At 69.9% G+C, this 23,719-nt stretch carries 5 protein-coding genes; all 5 read right to left on the bottom strand.

What is annotated here, in order from left to right; genetic code table 11:
* Positions 1 to 105: 105 nt before the first annotated feature.
* Positions 106 to 321, bottom strand: a complete 216-nt coding sequence (locus ACFVVI_RS14710; protein ID WP_056814159.1) for an MbtH family protein — start codon at positions 319 to 321, stop codon at positions 106 to 108.
* The gene (locus tag ACFVVI_RS14705) at positions 318 to 2,444 is read right to left on the bottom strand and encodes an AMP-binding protein (RefSeq protein WP_387445751.1); all 2,127 of its coding nucleotides are present in this window, start codon (positions 2,442 to 2,444) and stop codon (positions 318 to 320) included. Before ACFVVI_RS14705 ends, ACFVVI_RS14710 begins: the two co-directional genes overlap by 4 nt.
* The gene (locus ACFVVI_RS14700; protein WP_387445750.1) at positions 2,444 to 20,425 is read right to left on the bottom strand and encodes a non-ribosomal peptide synthase/polyketide synthase; all 17,982 of its coding nucleotides are present in this window, start codon (positions 20,423 to 20,425) and stop codon (positions 2,444 to 2,446) included. Before ACFVVI_RS14700 ends, ACFVVI_RS14705 begins: the two co-directional genes overlap by 1 nt.
* 424 nt (positions 20,426 to 20,849) lie before the next feature.
* The gene (locus tag ACFVVI_RS14695; protein WP_378990877.1) at positions 20,850 to 22,214 is read right to left on the bottom strand and encodes a GAF domain-containing protein; all 1,365 of its coding nucleotides are present in this window, start codon (positions 22,212 to 22,214) and stop codon (positions 20,850 to 20,852) included.
* A 105-nt stretch (positions 22,215 to 22,319) separates the two neighbouring features.
* Positions 22,320 to 23,714 carry a mycofactocin system GMC family oxidoreductase MftG gene (gene mftG, locus ACFVVI_RS14690; protein ID WP_387445749.1) on the bottom strand — a complete coding sequence of 465 codons (1,395 nt, stop codon included), beginning with the start codon at positions 23,712 to 23,714 and terminating at the stop codon, positions 22,320 to 22,322.
* Positions 23,715 to 23,719 lie beyond the last annotated feature (5 nt).

Below are 23,719 nucleotides of genomic sequence, written 5' to 3'. Positions count from 1 at the left end.
ATCTCTTCGCCGAGGAAGACGTGGACCAGATCGTTGCTGGCGTCCGCAACATCCGGACGACACCCGTTCCCAGCCAACCCGAGAAATCTGCGGCGGGCTGATCCCTCAGGGTTTGTTGGACATGGCGGCGATGAGGGAGTTGGGGCGCATGTCGAGCCAGTGGGATTCCACGTAGTGGAGACAGGAGGTTCGGGGGGCGGCGCCGAAGGCTACCGACCAGCCGCCGGGGACGGCGGCGAAGGTGGGCCAGAGGGAGTGTTCGCCTTCGGTGTTGACCAGGACGTAGAACTGGGCGTTGTCGTCGTCGAACGGGTTGGTCATGGGGTGGCCTTTCCGAGGAGGGTGCCGAGGTGGGCTAATGCTGCCGGGGTGCCTTCGATTTCGTGGTGGGCGAGCTCGCTCGTGCGGAACAGGCGGTCGCTGTGGCTGGTGCGGGCGGGCGGGAAGTGGGGGGTGAAATCGGTGACGGTGACGCCGTAGGCGGCGATGAGGGCGGCTAACCGGGTGGGGTCGGGCGGTTCGGTGAGGACGACGGTCGCGCCGACTCGCAGGGGAAGCAGGTAGCCGTGCCAAGCGGTGGCGTCGCCGGTATGGGATTGGTGCAGATAGACATCGCGAGTGGTGAGGTGGTGGCGGGCCTGCATGGCGGTGACCCGGTGCACGGCGGCTGCATGGCTGATGGTGACGCTGTGCGTTGCGCCAGGGGGGAACAGCACGAAGGCGGGGTGCTGCGGCAGGATCGGGGCGCGATGTTCGCCGCGGGCGATGGGTTCGCTCGAATAGGTGGACAGAGATGCCCGATCGACCGTCACCGTCGGGATGTCGTAGGTGCCGAGGTGCTCGCGGGCGGCGATGGTCAGGGCCAGTGCCGGGTTGACGATCGGTGGGAGCCGGGGGTTCGCGGTGTCGATCGGCACCACGGTCCCACCGGCTTTGAGGACCGCGTATGCCGCGACTACGAACTCGATGGAACCTGGGACATCCACGAGCACAGCCGATTCCGGTCCGATGCCGAGCGCGGTCAGATGCCGGGCCAGCTGATTGGTGCGCCGGTCGAGGTCACCGTAGGTGATGATCGAGGTCGGGCCGTCGGTCGGCGCATGGACGACGGCCGGGTCGAAAGGGGTTGCGGCGGCTTGGGCTTCGAACTCGTCGAGCAGTAGTTCGTCGGCGAGACCGGTCGCGCGGGCGTAGGGCCCGTCATCGATGCGGCCGACGAATTCGATCTCGGCCGTCCAGGCGTCGCCCGGCGGCCTGCGGCGCACGAGGTCGCCGGTGGCGAACATGCGGTCGTCCACCGGACCGATGGGGTTCGCGAGGAAGGTCGCCGCGGTGGCCTGTCTGCCGACGTATCCGCGCGCCAATTGCACACCGGAGACATAGAGTTCACCGATTTCGCCGTCAGCTACCGGGCACAGGTGCTCGTCGAGGATCAGCAGTTCGACATCGTCAGCGGCCGATCCGAACGGGACCACCTCCAGGTCGGCGCCGGTCACCTCGTGCGCGACGAACTCGCCCGCCGTCTCGGGCCTGCCGTAGACGTGCCACAGCGTCGCACCGCTCACCGCGCGCAGGGCGGCGGCGGTTTCCGCGAGCAGTGGCCCACCCGAGCCGAGCACCACGCGCAGCGAGTCCAGACGCTGCTCGGCATCGGGCAGTGCTGCCAGCTCGGCGAGCTCGGCATGATCGAAACATGCTGCGGTCACCTGTGTTTCGGTAATCGCGTCGGCGAGCACCGCCGACGGCGAGACCACCAGCGTGGCACCGGTTTGCAGCGCGAGCAGCATCTCCCCCACCGCGGCCTGGCCGGCCAGCGGTGCGTGCCAGAGCACCGAATCGCCGATACCGATACCGCAGAGTCGCTGGCGCCAGCTCGAATTGGCCTGCGCCGCGCGATGCCCGACGACGACGGCGGTCGCGGCAACGACATCGACGACCAGGTAGGCGGGGTTGTCCGCGCCCGGCCCCGGTAGCTCATCGGGGGTGACGTCGACCGTGGCGTCGGTGTGCACGACCGGGAACCCGGCGGGGTGCGGTGTTCCGTCGCTGGTGAGGATCAGGGCGGGCGCGGCCAGCGCGGCAGTGCGACGTTGCACGTCACCGGGGCCGGTGGGGTCGAGCAGCACGAACGCACCGCCGGCGGCGAGCACCGCGTGCACAGCGACCACCAATTCCACCGAACGCGGAAGCGACACCGCGACAGTGGTTTCGGGGCCGACACCGTGCTCGAGGAGCGCGGCGGCCAACGCATCGACTCGCTCGGCCAGTTCGCCGTAGGTGAGGCCGATTTCGCCGTCGCGGACCGCGAGGATGTCGGGTTCGCGGTCGGCGTAGGTGGAGAAGGCGGCGAGCAGGGTCGCCGGGTCACGTGGTCGATCGCCGTCCAGGTCACGCAGGAGCGCGGCGAGGGTGGCAGCGGTCGTGACCGAATCCGTGTGCGACATCAGAGTTGTCCTTCCGAGTCGTCAACCGACGCTGTCCCGGCGATTACCGCGGCAGCATCGGTCACCAGTGTTTGCAGAGTCGAAGTGAGACCGGCCGCGCCGAGTGCGGCGAGCACGCCGGGCACGAGGCCGGCCAGCGCGACGTTCACCAACGCTTCAGGTTTCATCTTCGCGCCCATCGCCCTGCTCACCGCGGCGAGCTTGGCGTCGAGTGCTCCGTAAGAGATGGCGTGCTCGCCGTGGGTGAATGCCACGGTCGCCGGCGCGAGCCGAGCTGCCGAGCCGACGAGGCCCGGAAGATCGGCGATGGTGTAGGTGGTCGGGGTCTTTTCGGCATCGGTGCGCAGGTCGATCGCGCGCACCGCCACGGTGGGGTCGGCGGCGACGGTGGTGAGTACCTTGCGGAATCGCTCGGCCATGGTCTGGACCGTCGACGCGTCGAACAGGTCTGTGGCGTAGCCGAAGTGGATGTCGAGGCCGTCCAGCGCGCCGTCGTCGCGATAGCGCTGCAGGGCGGTGAGATGCAGGTCGAATTTGGCCTCGGTGAGCCCGGGGTCCAAGGTTTGGACGTGGAGGCCGGGGAGCTCGATACCGCCGGGCGGCATGTTCTGGAAGGTCAGCATCACCTGGAACAGCGGGGTGTAGGCGCCGGTACGGGTGCGACCCACGGCGTCGACCACCTGCTCGAACGGAACATCGGCATGGGACAGCGCGGCCAGATCGCGGCGCTTCGCCTGGGTGAGCAGGTCGGTGAACGGTGCGCGGGCGTCGACTTCGGTGCGCAGGGCGACGGTGTTGACGAACATGCCGACGAGGTCGTCGAGTTCGCGGGCGCCACGACCGGAGACCGGTGCGCCGATGGTGATGTCCGCGCTGCCGGATTGCTTGGCCAGCAGCACTGCCAGCGCGCTGTGGATCAGTGTGAACAGGGTGGTTCCGTTGGCGCGGGCCACGTCGTCGAGGCGGGTGGTGAGTGCGGAATCGATGTCGAATTCGACCGTCGCGCCGCGCATTTCACGACGGGCCGCGCGCGGGCGGTCTGTCGGCAACGCCAGTAGTTCGGGTGCGCCGGCGAGCTCGCGGGTCCAGTAGGCGAGCTGCTGGGTGAGCACACTGCCGGGGTCGGACTCGGAGCCGAGCAGGTCGCGCTGCCAGGCACTGAAATCGCCGTACTGGATCGTCAGTGGGCCCCAGCCCGGTTCGCGCCCCTGGCCGCGATCCACGTAGGCGCGCACCAGGTCCCGGGTGAGCGGGTCGATCGAGTATCCGTCCGCGCTGATGTGGTGCACCACGACGACGAGGACGTGATCGTTGTCGCCGAGGCGGTAGAGGGCGACCCGGATCGGGGGCGCGGCGGTGATGTCGAAGGGCTGCGCGACGAGCGCCGCGATCCGGGTTTCGACATCGGCGGGCGCCACCGGGAGAGGGGTGAGGTCGACGGCGGCGGACCAGGCGGGCATCACCTGCTGGATCGGGCCGTCGGTGGTGTCCGGGTAGCGGGTGCGCAGGGTGTCGTGGCGGGCCAGCAGGTCGGCGACGGCCGCCTGCAGGGCGGGTAGGTCGAGCTCGCCGGTCAGTCGGATGGCGGCCGGGATGTGGTAGGCCGAGGACTGTGGCGAGAGCTGGTGCAGCACCCACATGCGCTGCTGCGCGGGCGAGAGGACCGCGGGCCCTTCGCCGGTGCGCTTGGTCAGCGGGGGGCGGGCGATGGCGCGATCGGCGGTGGCGAGGTGCGCGGCCAGCGCGCCGACTGTCGGTGCGTCGAAGACCGCGGCCACGGCGACGTGGACGCCGAGCGCGGCGCCGAGGCGGGCCGCCAGGCGGGTCGCCATCAGCGAGTTGCCGCCGAGGGCGAAGAAGTCGTCGTCGAGTCCGGCGGCGGCGCAGCCGATCACCTCGGTGAACGTCTGGGCGACAAGCTGTTCGACCGCGGTGACCGGAGCGCGGAAGGCCGCTTCGGCGAACTGCGGTTCGGGCAGCGCCTTCCGGTCGACTTTGCCGTTGGCGTTGAGGGGCAGCGCGTCGAGTACCACCAGCGCCGCCGGAACCATGTAGGCGGGCAGGTCGGCGGCGAGCTCTCCGCGCAGGCGGGCAGCGATGGCGGGCTCGTCGCCCGGGGCCAGGTCCGCGACCGCCGCGTAGGCGATCAGGCGGGCGCCCGCCCGCTCGTCGGTCGTGGCGATCGCGACTGCCGCCCGGACTTCGGCGCAGCGCAGCAGGGCTGTTTCGACCTCGCCGAGTTCGATGCGGAAGCCACCGATCTTGACCTGGAAGTCGGCGCGTTCGAGGTATTCGACCGTGCCGTCGGCGCGCCGACGGACGATGTCGCCGGTGCGATACATCCGCGAGCCGGTGTCGGCGAAGGGATTCGCGACGAACCGGTCGGCAGTGAGGGCGTGGCGCCCGTGGTAGCCGCGGGCGAGCTGATCACCGGACAGATAGAGCTCGCCCGCGACGCCGATCGGGACGGGATGCAACCGGGCGTCGAGAACGTAGAGCGCGCTGTTCCAGACGGGAGTACCGATCGGCACGACGTGCGACAGATCCTGCGCCACTTCGTATTCGGTGATCGAGACGGCCGCCTCGGTCGGGCCGTACAGGTTGTGCAGGACCGCGGTGGCGCCGACGGCACGGAACTCGGTGGCCGTCGCCGCGGGCAGGGCTTCACCGATCGCGAGGACGGCGCGCAACGAAACAGGCAGGGCGGGTGTCGCTTCGGTGGCCAGGAGCATGCCGACGAGCGAGGGAACGGCATGCAAGACCGTGACGCCGTGCCGGGTCATGGTGGCGCGCAGGCGATCCGGGTCGCGTTCGTCACCGGGGCGGGTGACGATCAGGGCACCGCCGGAGGTGAGGGGTGACCAGAACTCCCAGACCGAGAGGTCGAAGGTGGCGGGGGTCTTCAGCAGCACCCGGTCGGCGGTGGTCATGGTGAAGCGCTCGCGCAGCCAGCCGAGCTGGTTGACGATCGCGGCGTGCGGAACGGTGACGCCCTTGGGCACGCCGGTGGAGCCGGAGGTGAAGATGATGTACGCGGGATGCTCGGGGCGCAGCGGGGCGATGCGCTCGGCATCGGTCACCGGCTCCGTCGAGAGTTCGCGCAGCGCGCGGTGGTCCAGCTCGAAGACCGGAACGTCCACGGCGATCGGCAGTCCGTCGGCGGCTGTGGTGAGCACGCACAGGGGCGCCGCGGTGGTGACGATGTAGGCGATACGGTCGGCCGGGTGGTCGGGGTCGATCGGCACGTACGCGCCGCCCGCCCGGACGACGGCGTGCATGGCGATGACGAGGTCGATGCCGCGGCGCATGGCCAGTACGACGGTGCGCTCCGGGCCGACTCCCTCGGCGATCAGGAGCCTGGCGACCTGGTTGACCTGTGCGTCGAAGGTGGCGTAATCCAGGGACTCGCCGGTTTCATCGTCTACCAGCGCGAGCGCGCCGGGGGTCAGGTCGCTCTGGCGCGCAACCAGTTCGGCGAGGGTGGTGGACTCGACGGGACGGGCGGTGTCGTTCCATGTTTCGAGCAGCAGCTCGCGGTCGGCACCGAGCATGTCGAGGTCACCGATGGCGGTCTCCGCCGCGCCGCTGACGGATGCGAGGATCCGGCACAGCTGACCGGCGAAGCGTTCGGCTGTTGCGGCGTCGAACAGCTCGGTGGCGTAGCCGAGGGCCATCTCGATTCCCGCCGGGGTGCCGTCCGCGGTGTAGTTGTCCAGGGCGAACAGATGCAGGTCGAACTGCGCGACACCGGCATCGAATTCGACAGCGGAGACGGACAGGCCGGGAAGTTCGAGCTGAGCGCGGTCGTGGTTCTGGAACGAGTAGCCGACCTGGAACAGCGGGTGTCGCGCGGTGGAGCGGGCGGGGTTGAGCACCTCGACCAACCGCTCGAACGGCACATCGGCGTGCGAGAACGCGGCGATGTCGGCGGCCCGCGCGGTGGCGAGCAGTTCGGTGAACGGGGCGTCGCTCACGACCTGGGTCCGCAAGACCAGGGTGTTGACGAACATGCCGATGACCTCGTCGAGCTCGGCTTCGCCACGGCCCGCGTTCGGGGTGCCGACGGCGATGTCGGCGGTACCGGAGATGCGGGCCAACAGGGCCGCGAACGCCGCGTGCACCACCATGAACAGGGTGGCGCCGTTGTCGCGCCCGAGCGCGGACAGCGCGGCGTGCAGGTCGGCGTCGACGGTGAAACTCACCTTGTCGCCGCGCAGGGTCTGGCGGGCGGGGCGGGGACGGTCGGTCGGCAGGGCCAGCTGGTCGGGAAGTCCGGCCAGCTGGGTCTGCCAGTAGCCGACCTGCTGGGCGGCGAGGGATTCCGGGTCGGCTTCGTCGCCGAGCAGGTCACGCTGCCACAGCGCGTAATCGGCGAATTGCACGGCGGGCGGCGCCCAGCCGGGGGCGGTGTCGGCGAGCCGGGCGGTATAGGCCCGCATGAGGTCGGCGACGAACGGGGCGATGGAGGAGCCGTCGGCGGCGATGTGGTGCAGGACGCCGGCCAGCACGAATTCGGTGTCGTCCACCCGGAACAGCCGCATGCGCACCGGGATCTCGGTGGTGACGTCGAAGGTGGTCTCGGCCAGTTCGCGAATCGCGGCGGGAAGCGCTGCCTCGCTGGTCGCCACCGGCGTGAGCGTGTCGCCCACGGCCGCTTCGGTGTTCACCGGTGGAGCCAGCGTCGGCATCGCTTCGGCGGCAGCGACGATCGACTGCGCGGGTGTGCCGTCGACCTCCGGGTACACGGTGCGCAGCGATTCGTGGCGGGCGACCACGTCGGCCATCGCGGCGCGCAGCGCGGTGACGTCGAGCGCCCCACTCAGGCGCAGCGCGAACGGGATGTTGTAGGCCACCGAGGCGCGGTCGAAGCGGTTGAGGAACCACATCCGCTGCTGGGCCGGGGACAGCGGGAGCAACTCGGGGCGAGCCCGGCCGACCAGCGCGGGGCGATCGACCTTCGACTGGGCGTCGATCGCGGCGGCCAGTTCGGCGACGCTCGGCGCCTCGAACAGCAGCCGGACACCCACGCGCCGGTCGAGCGCGGCGCCGATACGGGCCACGGCCTTTGCTGCCAGCAGCGAGCTGCCGCCGAGGGCGAAGAAGTCGTCGTCGGCGCCGATCGGCTGATCGTCGGCACGGCCGAGCACCTCGGTGTACACGGCGGCGATGATCTGCTCGGTGACAGTGGTCGGCCTGCGGTAGGTGGTGGTCTCGAAGACGGGGGCGGGCAGGGCCGCGCGATCGAGCTTGCCGTTGACCGTGAGCGGAATGCGCGCGACCGGCACGACGGCTGCCGGGAGCATGTGCTCGGGCAGGGTGCGCGCCAGCTCCTTGCGCAGGGCGGCGGTGTCGAGGTGGTCGGACTCCCCGACCACGTAGGCCACGATGCGCGGCTCGTCGACGAGGTCGGTCCGCACCAGCACGGCGACTTCGCGAGGCGCGATCGAGCTGTGCAGCAGCGCCGCTTCGATCTCGCCGAGCTCGACGCGGAAGCCACGGAGGTTGACCTGCTGGTCGGCGCGGCCGAGGTATTCGAGGTCGACGTGCGTGGCGCGCGACGACGCGAGCGCCCCCGTGGCGTCGTCGGCCACGACCGTCCAGCGGGCGAGGTCACCGGACCGGTAGGCGACGGATCCGGCAGGACCGTAGGGGTCGGCGACGAAGCGGCTCGCGGTCAGGTCGGGTCGACCCAGGTAGCCGCGCGCCAATTGCGGTCCGGAGACGTAGATTTCGCCGGGAACGCCGAGCGGGACGGGACGCAGGCGCGAATCCAGCACGCGCACTGTGAGTCCCGCGAGCGCACCGCCGATCACACTGGCCGAGCCGGTGTGCGGGGTGATCTCCCGGTAGGAGGCGTGGACGGTGGTCTCGGTGATGCCGTACATGTTCACCATGCGGGGCGAGTCCGGGTAGCGGGCGAACCAGCCGGCGAGGCGTTGCGGTTCGAGCGCCTCGCCACCGAAGATCACTGTGCGCAGGGCGTATTCGGTGGGTGCGGGCGCGGCCAGGTCGGCGGCGATGAGCTGGTAGAACGCGGACGGCGTCTGGTTGAGAACGGTGACGCGTTCGGTACGGAGCAGTTCGCGGAACTGTTCGGGCGAACGGGAGGTGAAGTAGTCGACGAGAACGATCGAGCCACCGTGGAGCAGCGCGCCCCACAGTTCCCACACCGAGAAGTCGAAGGCGTAGGAGTGGAACATCGTCCACACGTCGGACGGTCCGAAGCCGAAGCGCTGCGCGGTGTTGTCCAGCAGCGCGATGACATTCGTGTGCGGGACGACGACGCCCTTGGGGCGGCCGGTCGAGCCGGAGGTGTAGATGACGTAGGCGGCGTTGGCGGGAGCCAGCGGGCTACGCCGGTCCGCGTCGGTCAGGGCGTCGGTGCCGAAGTCGGACAGGTTGTCCGCGCCGGGATCGATGACCGGACCACCGAACCAGTCGTGCGCCAGGCCGGTGTCGTCGTTGGTGATCGCACACTGCGGGCGGGCATCGTCGAGGACGTATTCGATGCGATCGGCGGGGTAGTTGGGGTCGATCGGCAGGTAGCCCCCGCCTGCCTTCAGCACGGCGAGCAGAGCGACCGGCAGCTCCACCGACCGCGGCAGGGTCACCGCTACCAGCGATTCCGGGCCGACGCCCGCGGCGACGAGTCGGCGGGCGAGACGGTTGGACCAGGCGTCGAGCTCGCCGTAGGTCAGCGCGCGCTCGCCCGCTTTCACGGCGATGGCGGTGGGGTCGAGGGCGGCGACGCGGGCGAACCGGCCCACCATGGTGTCGGCGGCGGCCACCGATTCGCCGGTGGACGACCAATCGTGCAGGGTGCGCTGCTGTTCTTCGGCGCTGAGCAACTGGATGTCGCCCACCACGACAGTCGGGTCGGCGACGACGGCGGCCAGCACCTGAGTGAAGCGCCGGGCCAGCACGGCGACGCTGCCCTTGTCGAACAGATCGGTGGCGTAGGCGATCTCGATGGACATGCCGTTCGCGCGGCCGTCGATGTCGTCGGATTCGCCGAGGGTGAACTGCAGGTCGAACTTCGCCACGGCGGCGTCGAAATCGAGGGGTTCCACGCGCAGGTCCGCGGCTTCCAGCGCGGGGACGGTGAAGTTCTGTAGCGCCAGCGCCACCTGGAACAGCGGGTGCCGGTTGCGGGCTCGCGCCGGGTCGATGGCATCGACGACCTGCTCGAACGGGACGTCGGCGTGCGAGAGGGCGTCGAGGTCGCCGGCCCGGACGGCGTCGAGGGTCGTTTCGAATTCGGCGCGCGGGTCGATCTGGGTGCGCAGTACCAGGGTGTTGACGAACATGCCGATCAGCCCGTCGAGGGCGGCCTCGCCGCGGCCCGCGACCGGTGTGCCGATGGCGATGTCGCTGCCCCCGGACAGGCGGGCCAGCAGGACCGCGAGCGCGGCGTGCACCGTGCTGAACAGGGTGGCCTCGTGCTTGCGCGCGAGTTCGCGCAGTTCACTGTGCAGATCGGAGTCGATCTGGAAGCGGTGGACGGCGCCACGGAAGGTGGACTCGGCCGGGCGGGGGCGGTCGGTGGGCAGGTCGAGCTGCTCGGGGAGACCGGCGAGACCATGGCGCCAGAACGCCAGTTGGGTGTGCGCGAGCGACGCGGGATCGGCTGTCTCGCCCAGGTTTTCGTGCTGCCAGAGGGCGTAGTCGGCGTACTGGACGGGCAGCGGCGTCCAGGTGGGGGTGGCGCCCGCGCGGCGCGCGGCGTAGGCGGCCATCAGATCCGCGGCCAGCGGGCCGAGCGAGAAACCGTCGGCGGCGATGTGGTGGACCACCAGGACCAGCACGTGGTCGGTGTTCAGCGCGAACAAGGCCGCGCGCAGCGGGATCTCGGCGGTGAGGTCGAATCGGACCGCGGCGCACGACAGCAGGCGTTCGGGCAGCTCCGTCTCGGTGATCGCCTCGGGCCGCAGAGTGATTGCGGTGGCGTCCGAGATCACCTGTTCGGCGCCCTCCGGCCCCTCCGGGTAGCTGGTTCGCAAGGTTTCGTGCCGGGCGACCACATCGGCGAGAGCCGCTTCGAGGGCAGCGAGGTCGAGGTCGCCGGTGAGCCGCAGCGCGACGGGGATGTTGTCGACAGCGTCGCCGATGCCGTCGACGTCGGCGAGGTAGCGGTTGAGAAACCACATCCGGCGCTGCGCCGCGGACAGCGGAATCCGCCGGGGCCGTTCCCGAGTGGTGAGTTCGAGCCGCCCGCCGGTGCCGCGCAGGACCGTGCACCGGTCGGCCAGATCGGCCACCGTCGGTGCGTCGAACAGCAGCCGGACCGGGATCTGGGTGTCGAGGGCGGCGCCGAGGCGGGCCGCGACCTGGGTGGCGTTGAGGGAGTTGCCGCCGAGGGCGAAGAAGTCGTCGTCGAGACCGACTTCGCGGTCGGCGGGGAAGCCGAGCACCGTGGCGAAGGTGGCCGCGACGATACGCGCGACCTCGGTGGACGGCGCCCGGAAGACGGCCGCCTCGAAACTCGGTGCGGGCAGCGCCTTTCGATCGAGCTTGCCCGACGAGTTGAGCGGGAACTCGTCGAGAACGACGAAGGCCGCGGGGACCATGTAGGCGGGCAGGGTGCGGCTGAGCGTGGACTTCACCGCATCCACGTCGACATGCTGTGCGGCAACGAGATACGCGACCAGAGTCTCGTCGCGCACGATCACCGCGGCCTGGGTGATCTCGGGAACCCCGGAGAGCACGGCTTCGATCTCGCCGAGTTCGATGCGCAGACCACGCAGCTTCACTTGGAAGTCGGTGCGGCCCAGATACTCCAGCTCGCCGGCCGACGTCCAGGTGACGAGGTCACCGGTGCGATACATGCGCTCGGCGGTGGTGAACGGGTTGGCGACGAAGCGGCCGGCGGTGAGGTCGGCGCGGCCCGCGTAGCCGCGAGCGAGCTGGGCGCCCGCCAGGTACAGCTCGCCGGGCACGCCGACGGGGACCGGGCGCAGGCGGCCGTCGAGGACGTAGACCTGGGTGTTGTGCACCGGCGCACCGATCGGCACGGTGACGGTATCGGCGTCGATCACCTCGTGGAAGGTCACGTCCACTGCGGCCTCGGTGGGGCCGTACAGGTTGTGCACAGCCGTCCCCGTGAGCCCGCGCAGCAGCTGGGCGGGCGTGGGCGCCAGCGCCTCGCCGGAGGCGAACACCAGACGCAGCGATGCGCAGTCCCCGGCGGTCCGCGTGGTCGCCTCGTCGGCGTGCGCACTGTCGAGCACCGCGACGAAGACCGACAGCATCGACGGGACGAAGTGGGCGACGGTGATCCGCTCGTCGGTGATCAGCCGGATCAGATAGGCGGGGTCGCGGTGACCGTCCGGGCGGGCGAGCACGAGCCGGGCGCCGATCTGCAAGGGCCAGAAGAACTCCCAGACCGAGACGTCGAAGGTGGCCGGGGTCTTCTGCAGCACGGCGTCGTCGGGGGTGAGCCGGTAGGCGTCCTGCATCCACACCAGACGGTTGACGATCGCAGCATGGGAGACGACGACGCCCTTGGGCGTGCCGGTGGAGCCCGAGGTGAAGATCAGATAGGCGGCGTTGTCCCGGGTGAGCGTGGCCAGGCGGTCGGCGTCGGTGATCGGCTCGGCCGAGTAGTCGGTGGTGTCGACCTGCTCGAGATCGAGGACCGCGCGGTGCTCTCCCGCCCCCTCCACCCCGGTGAGGTCGAGGTCGTCGCTGCGGCGGGTCAGTACGCAGATCGGGTCGGCGTCGGCGATCACCTGGGCGATGCGCTCGGCGGGGTGATCCGGGTCGAGGGGCACGTAGGCGCCACCGGCGGCGATGACGGCGTACATGGCGACGACCGAGTCGATCGAACGGCGCATGCCGATTGCCACGGTGCGGTCGGGGCGCACGCCGATCGAGATCAGCAGGCGGGCGAGGCGATTCACCGCATCCGCGAACCCGGAATAGCTCAGCGACTCGCCCTCGAGGGTCACCGCTGTCGCGTTCGGGGTGCGCTCGGCCTGCGCCGCGAACAGCGAGGCCAGCGTCATGCGTTCGTCGACCGGGTACTCGGTGGCGTTCCAGGCGCCGAGCACGCGAATACGCTCGTCGGCGTCGAGGAGGTCGATGTCGCCGATCACCACGTCGGGATCGGCGGTCACCGTATCCAGCGTCCGCAGGAAGCGGGTGCCGAAATCTGTGATGGTCTGCGCGTCGAAGAGGTCGGTCGCGTACTCGAAGCGGGCGAGCAGGCCGTCGGTGGTCTCGCGCAGCGTGAGGTGCAGGTCGAATTTGGCTGTGTGGGTATCGATCTCGAGCTCCGTGGCGGTCAGGCCCGCGAGTTCGAGTTCGGTTCGGGAGTTGTTCTGGAAGTCGAGCATCACCTGGAACAGCGGGTGCCGGGCGGTCGATCGCTCGGGGTTGAGCATCTCCACGAGCCGGTCGAAGGTGACGTCGGCGTTGGCGAGGGCGCGCAGGTCGCTGTCGCGGACGGTGCCGAGCAGTTCGGCGAAGGTGGCGTCGGGGCGGATCCGGGTGCGCAGCACGAGCGTGTTGACGAACATGCCGACCAGGTCGTCGAGCGCCTGGTCACCGCGACCGGCGACCGGGGTGCCGATCGAGATGTCCTGCTGACCCGACAGTTCGGCGAGGGTGGTGGCGAAGGCGGTGTGCAGCACCATGAACAGCGAGGCATTGGCTCGCGCACCGATGCCGCGCAGTCGGTCGATGATCTCGGCGGGCACCGTGAACGCCTGGCGCGCACCGCGTCCCGAGGCCACGGCCGGGCGCGGTCGATCACTCGGCAGCGAGAGCAGGTCGGGCAGGTCGGCCAGTTCCGTCGTCCAGAACGTGAGCTGTTGTGACAGTGCGGATTCGGCGTCGTCCTCGGCGCCGAGCGCATCGCGCTGCCAGAGGGCGAAGTCGGCGTACTGCACCGGCAGCGGCGTCCACTGGGGTGCTGCGGCGGCCAGGTGGGCGGCGTAGGCGACCATCACATCGCGGGTCAGCGGCGCGACCGACCAGCCGTCGGCGGCGATGTGGTGCAGCACGAGGACGAGGACGTGCTCGTCGGTGCCGGTGTGCAGCAGGTGCAGGCGGACCGGGGGTTCGGAGTCCACCGCGAACGGGACGGCGGCCAGCGCGCGGATCCGGTTGCCGAGGTCGACCGGGGCGATCGCGCGCGGTTCGAGGGTGATCGTCAGCTGGTCGGCGTCGAGCACCTGCTGGAACGGGATACCGTCGACGGCGGGGTAGCGGGTCCGCAGCGCCTCGTGTCTGGCGAAGACCGCGGCGACGGCCGCGTTCATCGCGGCGTAGTCGATGACGCCGGTGAGGCGGATGGCGGCGGCGATATTGTCGGCGACCGATTCGGCGTCGAACTGGCTCAGGAACCACATGCGCTGCTGTGCGTAGGACAGCGGAATCCGGTGCGGCCGTTCGCCTGCCACCAGCGCGGGCCTCGGCGCGACCGCGTCCGCGGTGCCGAGCAGGGCGGCGAGCGCGGTGACGGTCGGCGCCTCGAACAGCGACTTCAGCGAGACCGTGCGGCCGAGCGCGGTGCCCAGACGCGACACCACCTGGGTGGCGACGAGCGAGTTGCCGCCGAGGGCGAAGAAGTCGTCGTCGGCGCCGATCGGCGCGGCACCGAGCACCTCGGCGAAGACCTGGGCCACCACGGACTCGGTGCCTGCGGCGGGCGCGCGGAACGAACGCGCGGCGAACACCGGCTCCGGCAGGGCCTTGCGGTCGAGCTTGCCGTTGGGGGTGAGCGGCAGGGCATCGATCACCACGAACGCGGACGGCACCATATGCGCGGCGAGGGTGCCGCGCAGGGCGGCGGCGAGCGCATCGATCAGCTCGTCGGTCTCGACAGCGGGCACGATATAGGCGATGAGCTGATCGCCTCGGTGCGGGTCGGCGCGCACCAGCACCGCGGCCTGACGAACCGAGGGCTGGGCGAGCAGGGCGGATTCGACTTCCCCGAGTTCGATGCGGAAACCCCGGAGTTTGACCTGGTCGTCGTTGCGGCCCAGGTAGTCGAGGGTGCCCTCCGGAGTCCAGCGGACCAGGTCTCCGGTGCGGTACATGCGCTCCGACGACGCCCACGGGCAGGCGACGAAGCGGGTCGCGGTGAGTGCGGCGCGGGAGCGATAGCCGCGCGCGAGCTGGGCACCCGCGACGTACAGCTCGCCCGCGACGCCGACAGGGACCGGCCGCAGCCGGGAGTCGAGGACCCACTGGGTGATGCCGCGCAGCGGCGTGCCGAGGGTCAGCGGGGAATCGGCGGTGAGCGGGGCGCTGATGTTGGTGGCGACCGTGGTCTCGGAGGGGCCGTAGGCGTTCACGAACGCGCGGGGAACGGGTCCGGTTGTCCAGCGGGCGATCAGGTCGGGCGGGCAGGCTTCGCCGCCGACCATCACCATGCGAAGGGCGTCGAGCGGGGTGGGGTCGAGCACGGACAGACCGGACGGGGTCATCAGGGCGTGCGTGACGCGCTGTTCCGAAAGCAGTTGGGCCAGTTCAGCTCCCACGTGCCGCCCGGGCGGGGCGATCACCAGCGTCGCGGCGGAATTCACCGCGAGCAGCAATTCCATCACCGAGATGTCGAAGGACGGGGAGCCGACCTGGAGGACGCGGGCGTCGGCGGTGCCGAACATGCGCGCGGTTTCCTCGGCGGCGAAACCGGCGATACCCGCCTGGGTGACGAGCACGCCCTTGGGCAGGCCGGTCGAGCCGGAGGTGTAGATGACGTAGGCGAGGTGCTGGGCGCGCAGGGGTCGCACGCGGTCGAAGTCGGTGACGGGATCGCTGGAACGCCCGGCGCATTCGGCCATCAGCTTCAGCTCGTCGAGGACCAGCCAATCGAGCGGGCCGGGCAGCGCGGACAGCGACTCGGACACTGTAAGACCTAGTCGGGCCCCGGAATCGGTCACCATATGGGTGATCCGATCGAGCGGGTAGCTCGGGTCGACGGGCAACCAGGCGGCACCGGACTTGGCGATCGCCCACACCGCGAGAACCGACTCGATAGAGCGGGGGATGCCGACGGCGATCACGTCGTCGGGGCCGGCGCCGCTGTCGATGAGGACCCTGGCCAGGCGTGACGACGCCCGGTCGAGTTCGCGGTAGGTGAGGGTGCGGTCGCCGTCGGTGACGGCATCGCGATCCGGGTCGGCGGCGACCGCGCCGGCCAGGAGGTCGGGTAGCAGACCGGTGGCGGTGACCGGTGCGCCGCGCATGCCGGTGAGCTGGGAGTGTTCGGGCGCCGACAGCAGCGGTAGGTCGCCGACCGCGGTGTCCGGCGCGGCGACGGCCGCGGCGAGTAGCCGCACGAAACGCACACCGAAGGTGTGCATCTCGGACGCGTCGAACAGGTCGGCGGCGTACAGGGTGACGGCGTCGATGCCCGCGGGTTCGCCTGCGGCACCGCGTCGTTCGGCGAGGGTGAGCTGTAGGTCGAACTTGGTGATGTCGAGCTCGATCTCGCGCACCGTCACCGGCGAGCCCGCCAGGTCGAAGGTGGTGTCGAGGACGGCCTGGAAGTTCAGCGCCACCTGGAACAGCGGGTGCCGGGACTGCGAGCGGGCCGGGTTGACCACGTCGACCAGGCGATCGAAGGGAACGGTGGCATGCGCGAAGGCGGCCAGGTCGGTTTCGCGGGTGTGCTCGAGCGCGGCGACGAAGCTCGCGGCGGGGTCGACCTCGGTGCGCAACACCAGGGTGTTGACGAACATGCCGATCAGGTCGTCGATGGCCCGGTCGCCGCGGCCCGCGACGCCGGTGCCGATGGCGATGTCGGTGGTGCCGGACAGGCGGGCGAGGAGCACCGACAGCGCGGTGTGCACAACCATGAACAGCGAGGCGCCTGCCCGCTGGGCCAGCCCGGCGAGCTGACGGTGCAGATCGGCGTCGATGGTGAAGGCGGTGCGGGCGCCGCGCATGCTCGGCTCGATCGGCCGCCGGCGACGCGAGGGCAGCTCGAGCTGGTCGGGCAGACCAGCCAGAGTCCGCTCCCAGAAAGCGATTTCGCGGGAGGCCAGCGACTGCGGGTCGGTTTCGGCACCGAGGAGCTCGCGCTGCCAGAGGGCGTAGTCGGCGTACTGCACACTCAGCGGCGACCAGCCGGGCGCGACGCCGTCGGTGGCGGCGCGGTACGCGGTGAGCACATCGCGGACGAGCACCTGCAGCGAAACACCGTCTGCCGCAATATGATGCAGCACGACAGCGAGGACACACTCCTGCGCCGCGACGCTCGGTGGCCGTGGTGCCGAGTTGTCCACAGTTGTGTCGGGGGCCGGAACAACGAAGATGCCCGCACGCACCGGTGCTTCACGTTCGAGGTCGAACCCGGTACGCGCGAAGCGGGTGAGCTCCGCGTCGAGGTCGGCGGCCTGCACTTCGACGGGGTCGCCGAGACGGACCAGCCCGGCATCGCGGACGACCTGCTCGGCCACCTCACCACCGGGAGTGCCGACCGCGGGGAACACGGTCCGCAGCGCCTCGTGGCGGTCGACCACCGCGTGCAGGGCCGCGACCAGGGCGGGGAGATCGGCGGTGCCGCGCAGGCGGATGACGAACGGCATGTTGTAGCCGGGCGCCGAGGGATCGAAGCGGTTGAGGAACCAGATCCGTTGCTGTGCGGGCGACAGCGGGATCAGCGCCGGGCGGGGGCCCGCGGTGAGCACCGGGAGCTGGGCCGAGACGCCGGTGTCGTCGCGATCGGCGATGGCGGCGGCGAGGCGGGCCACGGTGGTCGCGCCGAACAGATCGCGTACGCCGAGGCGGCAGCCGAGGTCGGCGCCGAGGCGGGCCGCGACCTGGGTGGCGACCAGGCTGTTGCCGCCGAGGGCGAAGAAGTCGTCGTCGCGGCCGATGCGGTCGAGGCCGAGGACCTCGCCGAACACCCTGGCCACCGTCTGCTCCACCGGGCCGACCGGTTCGGCGTAGGTGACGACCGCGCGGATGGGAGCGGGCAGGGCCTTGCGGTCCAGTTTGCCCGACGCGTTCACCGGAAGGGCCTCGAGCAGCACGAACGCCGCGGGCACCATGTAGGCGGGCAGCGCGCGCAGTGCGGTCTCGCGCAGATCGTCGATCGACACCGAGCCCGGCTCGGCTTCCACGACATAGGCGACCAACTGCTCGCCGACGCCCGCGTCGTCCCGGACCAGCACTACCGCGCGCGCCGCGGCGTCCACGCTCTCCAACACGGACTCGATCTCGCCGAGCTCGATGCGCAGCCCGCGCAGCTTCACCTGGAAGTCGGTGCGCCCCAGGTATTCCAGCTCGCCGTTGGTGGTCCAGCGGACCAGGTCACCGGTGCGGTACATCCGCTCACCCGGCAGTGGATGGGTGGCAGTGCTGCCGGAACCACCGTCGGGCAGCACACGCCCGGAGTCGGCGGCGACCACCGCGGGCGCGGCGACGAAACGTCCGGCGGTGAGCTCGGGACGTCCGACATAACCCCGGGCGAGCTGTACCCCCGACAGATACAGCTCACCCGGAGCCCCGACCGGAACGGGCCGCAGCCGTGAGTCGAGAACATGGAGCCGGGTGTTGAACACCGGCGCGCCGATCGGCACCGTGACCCGGTCGCTGTCGTTCACCTCGTGGAAGGTGACGTCGACGGCGGCCTCGGTCGGGCCGTAGAGATTGTGCAGGCGAGCGCCCGTCAGCAGCCGCAGCCGCTGGGCAGGCGCGGCGGGCAATGCCTCGCCGGAGGCGAAGACCAGCCGCAGCGAGGTGCGCTCGGCGATTTCCTGTTGGGCCAGGAACACTTCGAGCATCGAGGGCACGAAATGTGCGACAGTGACGCCGTATTCGCTGATCACGCGGCGCAGATAGCCGGGGTCACGGTGGCCGTCCGGCTCGGCGAGCAGCAGCGTCGCACCGATCTGCAAGGGCCAGAAGAACTCCCACACCGAGACGTCGAAGGTCATCGGCGTCTTCTGCAACACCACGTCGACCCCGTGCAGGCGGTAGGTGTGTTGCATCCAGACGAGGCGGTTCACGATCGCGGCGTGCTCGACCGCGACGCCCTTGGGCAGACCGGTGGAGCCGGAGGTGAAGATGACGTAGGCGGGATGGCCGGGGCGCAGCGGCGCGGTGCGGTCGGCATCGGTCAGCGGGGCGTCGTCGTAGTCGCTCAGATCGAGGGCGTCGACGGCCAGCACCGGCCGTCCGTCGACAGGTGCACTATCGCGGGTGGTCGTGAGCACGGCCGCCGGTGCGGCGGTGGCGAGGATGTGGGCGATGCGCTCAGCCGGATGATCCGGGTCGATCGGCACGTAGGCCGCGCCGGCGGCGAGCACCGCGTACATCGCCACCACCAGTTCGGGCGAGCGCCGAATACTCAGCGCCACCAGCGATTCCGGCCCGATGCCGTCCGCGCGCAGCCGCCGGGCCAGCCGGTTGGCCCGCTGCGCCAGCTCGCGATAGGTGAGGGTCGCGTCCGCCGAAGACACGACGGCGTTGTCCCGACCAGCGTCTGCGTGCGAGGACGTCGCCATCCGCACGGCCACGTCATCGGGGGTGCGCGCGACCTGGGCCTCGAACACGGCGGGCAGAGTCGCGACCGGCACCGAACGCTCGGCCAGCGCGGCGTCGATGTCGAATCGGGTGGAGTTCCAGATCCGGGTGCTGACCTGCAGCTCCAGCTCGGTCGCGACCTCGATCGCGCCGAGCGCGGTGTCGAGGTCGGTAGCGGCCAGCCGCTCGAGGAAGCCGAGGAAGCGGGCGTGGTGCCTGGCCAGGGTGTCGGCGTCGTAGAGATGCGGGTTGGCCTCGAAATCGACGTGCACCCGGTCGCGGTCGCCGTAGTAGACGTTGAGACTCAAGTCTTCGATCGGGCCGGTGGACAGCACCCGGTAGCGGCCGGTGGTGGTGCCGAGGGTGAGGTCACTGCGGAAGAGCATGAAGTTGGCGAGTGGGCCGAACAACGCGCGCCGGGCGGGGCGGCCGTCGTCCTCGGCGTCGCGGCGGATGTCCTCGGCCCGGTAGCGCTGATGACGCAGCGCACCCGCCACCTCGACCCGGGCCGCGCGCAGCAGTTCACCCCAGGTGGCGGGTGAGCCCGCCGCACCCGTGGGCAGTCGCAGCGGCACGATGTTGGACAGCATCCCCGCCGAGCGGCGCATGACCGCGGTGGTGCGAGCGGTGACGGGCAGGCTCAGTACCGCGTCCGGCCGGTCGGTGAGGCGGCCCAGGTAGGCGGCGAAGGCGGCCAGCAGTACCGCGGAGATGGTCGAATCATCGCTGGCGGCAATGGTTTCCAGGCGGTCGACCAGCTTTTCCGACAGGCGCCCGCCGGTCACCAGGTTGATCGCCGAACGCGGCGCGGTGCGGCCGTCGAGCGCGGTGGGGCTGTCCAGGCCCGCGATCCGCTGAGCCCAGTGCTCACGATCGCCGACGAAACGGGTGCTCTCGCGGTAGCGCTGTTCGCCCTCGACCAGCGCCGACAGCTCACCCGGCACCACCTCGCGCGCCGGGGTGTCGAGCATCCGCGCGGTGTACAGCTCGGCGATGCGCTGAGAGTTGGTGAACGCGCCGTACCCGTCGAGCACGATGTGGTGGCCGCGCAGGTACCAGAACCAGCGGGTCTCGCCGACGCGCAGCACCGCGCCCGCCACCAGCCGGTCGGTGAGCAGGTCGATGGGGGCGCCGAATTCCGCGCGCATCCATTCGTGCGCGGCGGCCACGGGGTCGTCGTGGTGGCGCAGGTCGATCAGCGGCAGCTCCTGCTCGACCGCGATGGTGTGGTCGACGTACTGGTGCGGGACACCGTCGAACTCGCCGATGCGCACCAGCGGTGAACCGTAGGCGTGCGCGGCCTCGGCCGTAACCTGCTGCAGCACAGCGGCATCGAGCTCGCCGTCGATATCGACGTACTGGGCGATGGTGATCGGGACATCGGGGTCGAGCAGCTGTGCGTACCAGACACCCAGCTGGGCCGGGGTCAGCGGAAACGGCAGACCGACGACCCGCGCTTCCTGTGGTCGCGCACTGAACCCACCCAACTCCGTACCGTGCACCAGAGCCTCCTCGTATCGCGAAAGAACAGCAGATCGAATGTTTTCGGGCAGCACGAATACACCTCGCGCAGCGAAAGATTCGATATGAACGCGGTGGGCGTGCCGCCACACTCGCGCAAGATCCCCGACAGATCATGTGGACGAGATCGACGACCGAGGGGTCGCCGAGGCAACGGACGCTGGGTCCGTCGCGGGTGCCTAGCTGTTGATCGTTCCTCCAACGGCTTTGTCAGTTACATCACATGGGCGCCTGTCCATGCAGTGCCGACAGTAGGCCCTCAGTTAATAAAAAGAAACTTTTTCCGCTAAAAAAATCGGTCAGACGTCCAGTCCGTACCGGCGGGTACCCACGACCAGGGCATGAGTGTGGGCTCCAACACATCGGCCATCCATATGTGAGCCACCACACCTTCAGACCGGGACACTATGAGCCGAAACGTTGCATCTGCGTTGCATCGGCGCCGATGCGCCGGTCGAGTACCCGGATCTTGGCTTCTATCTGCGCATACAGCGGCGAATCGCGATCGACGGTCGACCGGTAGGCGGCCCACGCGGCAGCATCGTCGCGGCCTTCCGGACACGAGGTCCATCGGCGCAGTACGGCGGCGTCGGGGGCGGCGAGCACGGCGGTCCGCAACCGGACTCGCAGCTCGTCGCGGATATCGCAAATGCCGGGAGCCGAGGAGCGCGGCAGCACCGGACCCGCGTACAAGTTCAATGCGGATGCGGTATCACCGGAGTCGAGTGCGGCCCGGAGCTCCTCCACATCGGTTGCGACATGCACGCGCAGACGGTATGGGCGCGAACCGACCACCGAGGCGCCGATCACCGACCGCAGCCGCGACATCGCCGCGCGGATCGTGCCGTTGTCCAGATCGGTGTCGTCCAGCAGCAGCGCCAGGTGATCGGCGCCGAGACCTTCGGGATGTTCGGTGAGCAAGAGCAGGATCTCGGCGTGGCGCTGCGAGAGCGGCACCCGCTCCCCCGCGATGCTCAACTGAGGTTGACCCAGACCCAAGACGTCCAGGCCGAGCCTGGCCTGTCCGGTGCCGTCGCGGTTCGCCGCAGCCGGCGCCTTGATCCCGTGGCTCGCGCGCATGGCTCGCAGCACCAGATCCATCTCGGCCGCGGTCGCGGCGGCTTTGACCAACGCGAGAATTTCGGGCTTGGCCACCCGCATCCCGCCGGCAATCATCAGAACGCCGATCAGTCGGCCGTCCGGCTCGTGCACGGGCGCCGCGGCGCCGGTGATCTGGTGCATGCGATGCAGGAAATGTTCGGGTCCGTGGATCCAGGTGGCGCGGCCGGTGCGCACGACGAGGCCGACGGCATTGGTGCCGATCCGGCGCTCGCTGAGATCGTCGCCCTCGCGCACGCCGATCTCGGCGGCGGCGGCGACCTGCTCCGGATGACCGTGCACCGACAGCACCCGACCGAACTGGTCGGCCACGGTCACGATCAATCCTGCGTGCGACGCGTCCTGGACCAGCAGTTTGTCGATCAGCGGCATGAGAGCGGCGATAGGGTGGGCGTCGCGATAACGCTCCAGATCGGCGCCGCGCAGCCCGCGACCGTCGAGGACGTCCGTCGGGTCGACACCGCCGCGCACACTGCGCAGCCATGATTCGAGAACGAGCGGACGTAGAAGACCGGCCAGCTGGGTAAGCTGTTCACCACCGGCACTGAGAAATCCATGGGCCTGTGCGGCATAGGCTTCCAGAGCACCGAGCTGTGCGCCCGACTCCGATGCCTGCCGTGGGGGCCTCCCACCTGCAAGATTGCTGACCATTTGCCTTTCTTTCCCGCTACAAACTGTACCGGGCAGATATCAGGCCAACCGCCAGAAGTCAGGGTTTGTCCCGCAGGTCACATCGTGGTATCAATCGTCACTTCGTCACACGACCATGTGGTCCGCTATGGACGCGGCGAGCATCACTGTGGTGGCCTGTGGACCGCGCCGCAGCGGGACCGGGACGACCGACAGATCGGCCACCGTCAGTGCCTCGATGCCGTGCACACGCCCCTGTTCGTCGACCACCGCGCGCTCGTCCCCCGCGGGGCCCATGCGACAGGTACCGGAAAGATGTTGAGACGTGCCGAGGTTGGCGCGCAGCCAGGAGTCGTCGACGGGTCCGATTCGCCGACCCAGGAGATCCGCCGTGAGTGCCACTGCCTCGCGCAACCGGGCTCGGTCCCGCTCGGCGCGGAGATAACGGTGGTCGACGCGGGCTGCGACAGCCGGATCAGTCGAAACCAGGGTCAGCTCGCCGGTCGACTCGGGACGCATCAGGGCGACCCCCACCCGGCGAAGACCCGGCGTGAACATCGCGGTGTACGGACGTAGTTCCAGGTCGTCCATTTCGAGGACGTATTCGAGCGCGACGGTCGACCACGCGGGTTGCGCACCGGCGAATTCGATGCCGATCTCCGGATGATCGGTGCACCACGCGCCCACCGGAGCGGGTCGCAGCACCGGAACACCGAGCGAGCGCAGCAGCGGTTCGGGGCCGATCCCGGATCTGATCAGCAGCGCGGCCGACTCCACCGCACCCGCGCACAACACCACCTCGTCGGCATACGTCGTCCCACGTTCTCGCCCGCGGGCCCACTCCACACCGATTACCCGGGTGCCACGCAGTAATAACCGGGTCACCATTGTTTCGCCGGTGAGGATCAGATTGCTTCGGTGGAGTGCGGGAAAGAGATGGGTGATCGCGGGCCCGGCGCGGCGGCCTCGCGATATCGCCAACGGCACGCGCCCGAATCCCGCACCGGTATCCGCGGACGGTGCGTTGAGATCGGGGATTTCGGTGAATCCCGCTGCCACGCACTGTTGCGCGAATTCGACGCTGAACTCGGTGGGGTCGCTGGTTCGTGAAATCGGGATCGGGCCGCCGATTCCGTGACCGGGCACAGCGCCGAATTCCGCATCGTCTTCCAGAGCACAGAACACCGGAAGGACCGATTCGAACGACCAGCGCGGGCCCGCCACCACGCTCCAGGCGGCGAAGTCGTCGGCAGGTGGGCGGATGAAGTAGCTGCCGTTGATCGCACCGGAACCACCGATCAGCTTGCCTCGCACCAGATTTCCCGGATACCGCCACACCAGTCGAGACTCGGGGCCGACCGGGAGATGACCTGGGTCGAGCAGTTCGACGGGCAGCTCCCCCAGCGCCGGGAAAACCGGTCCGGCTTCGATGACGCGCACCGAACGCGCAGGATCGGCGCTGAGCCGCGCGGCGAGCACGCAACCCGCCGACCCGGCTCCGACGATGAGAGTGCTCGTCACGCAGT

The organism is Nocardia sp. NPDC058114, assembly GCF_042884695.1.
In the GTDB taxonomy this organism is placed as follows: domain Bacteria; phylum Actinomycetota; class Actinomycetes; order Mycobacteriales; family Mycobacteriaceae; genus Nocardia.
This window is presented reverse-complemented; position numbering and strand designations above follow the sequence as displayed.